The organism is Frankia sp. CoWAU3, assembly GCF_977971855.1.
Genome location: NZ_CDWWXB010000070.1, coordinates 10,902 through 11,770 on the forward strand (window position 1 = coordinate 10,902; position 869 = coordinate 11,770).

The 869-nt window shown below is 71.0% G+C and carries 2 protein-coding genes; both read right to left on the reverse strand.

Annotated elements, in window-relative coordinates; genetic code table 11:
- Positions 1–10: 10 nt before the first annotated feature.
- Entirely contained in the window at positions 11–532 is a 522-nt protein-coding gene (locus AC08ON_RS08815) for a hypothetical protein (RefSeq protein ID WP_476616764.1), read from the reverse strand.
- Positions 533–559: 27 nt separating this feature from the next.
- On the reverse strand, positions 560–869 hold a 310-nt coding region (locus AC08ON_RS08820; protein WP_476616765.1), incomplete at its 5' end, for an antibiotic biosynthesis monooxygenase family protein.

The following is an 869-nucleotide window of genomic DNA, read 5'->3' on the forward strand; positions in this document are numbered from 1 at the left end:
GGATATTCGCTTACGCGGCCGGATCAGCCCCGCCCGGGCGGGGCTGATCCGGCCGCGTAAGCGAATATCCGGCGGTCTCGGGATACCCGGATGGACCTCTCGCGACCGGCCCGGCCTGCGGCATGGGGGGGTACGGGTGGCCGGGCTGATGCGGATAACCCGACGGCACCGGTGGGCCGGGGTAACCCGGCTGCCCCGGCTGGACCGGGCCGCCACGTCGCCTGCTCGCCACCTGCCGCGTGCCCAGTGGCCGGTGCCGGCGCCACTGCCGCCGAACAGCCCAGAGGAGGGCCAGGGATGCGACGGCGCCGGCCGCCGGCGCGACGTCGTGGCCGGCGTCCAGCACCAGCAGGTAGAGGGCCATCAGCCCGCTGAAGACGTAGCCGGTGACGAAGAACGCGAAGGGCCGCAGGTTCAGCCGGCTCACCACGTCCGTGTTCCGGAGCAGGATCGCCGGCACCAGCCAGATGAGGAAACCGAAGAAGAGCGCCGTAAGCGGCGCGAAAAACAGGTACCCGAGGAACGCTGCCATGATCAGAGGTCCGGCGGTCGTCGAGGGTCAGGCCGGGCCGGGAGCGGCGGGGACGTCTGCGCTGTGCGCCACCGTCGGGGTGCCGTCGAAGTACGGGCCGAGGGCGGCACGCCAGCGGACAAACCGCTCCGACTCCCGGAAGTTCGTCAGATGGGCGTCCAGGCTGTCCCACTCGACGAGCAGCACGAAACTCGACGGTGACTCGACCCCGCGGGTCATCCGCGCGGAACGACAGCCCGGCGTGCCGACGAGCTCCGCACGCACCCCGTGATACGCGGCGACGAAATCCTCCTCGCTGCCCGGTTTGATGTCGAACCGGGCAACTTCGAGGACCGCT

Bases quoted from the DNA above. Each gene is read 5' to 3' on its own strand.
- AC08ON_RS08815 (WP_476616764.1), bottom strand. From the start codon at position 532: ATGGCAGCGTTCCTCGGGTACCTGTTTTTCGCGCCGCTTACGGCGCTC.